Here is a 657-nt window from a genome sequence, read left to right as displayed (position 1 = left end):
CTCAATACATTACTGCACTTACACACCTTGCCTATCAACGTTGTAGTCTCCAACGGCCCTTTAGGGAACTTAAAGTTCCAGTGAGAACTCATCTCGAGGCTCGCTTCCCGCTTAGATGCTTTCAGCGGTTATCGATTCCGAACGTAGCTACCGGGCAATGCATCTGGCGATACAACCCGAACACCAGCGGTTCGTCCACTCCGGTCCTCTCGTACTAGGAGCAGCTCCTCTCAATTCTCAAACGCCCACGGCAGATAGGGACCGAACTGTCTCACGACGTTCTAAACCCAGCTCGCGTACCACTTTAAATGGCGAACAGCCATACCCTTGGGACCGACTTCAGCCCCAGGATGTGATGAGCCGACATCGAGGTGCCAAACACCGCCGTCGATATGAACTCTTGGGCGGTATCAGCCTGTTATCCCCGGAGTACCTTTTATCCGTTGAGCGATGGCCCTTCCATTCAGAACCACCGGATCACTATGACCTACTTTCGTACCTGCTCGACGTGTCTGTCTCGCAGTTAAGCTGGCTTATACCATTGTACTAACCTCACGATGTCCGACCGTGATTAGCCAACCTTCGTACTCCTCCGTTACTCTTTGGGAGGAGACCGCCCCAGTCAAACTACCCACCAAACAGTGTCCCAAACCCCGA

At 53.0% G+C, this 657-nt stretch carries 1 rRNA gene; it reads right to left on the bottom strand.

Annotation, left to right across the window (positions count from 1 at the left end):
- Positions 1-657 (bottom strand): 23S ribosomal RNA (locus QQK09_RS19295); the annotation flags it as partial.

The organism is Psychromonas marina, assembly GCF_030161115.1.
GTDB lineage: Bacteria > Pseudomonadota > Gammaproteobacteria > Enterobacterales > Psychromonadaceae > Psychromonas > Psychromonas marina.
The sequence above is the reverse complement of the archived record's forward strand: the minus strand, read 5'-3'. Positions and strand labels throughout refer to the sequence as shown.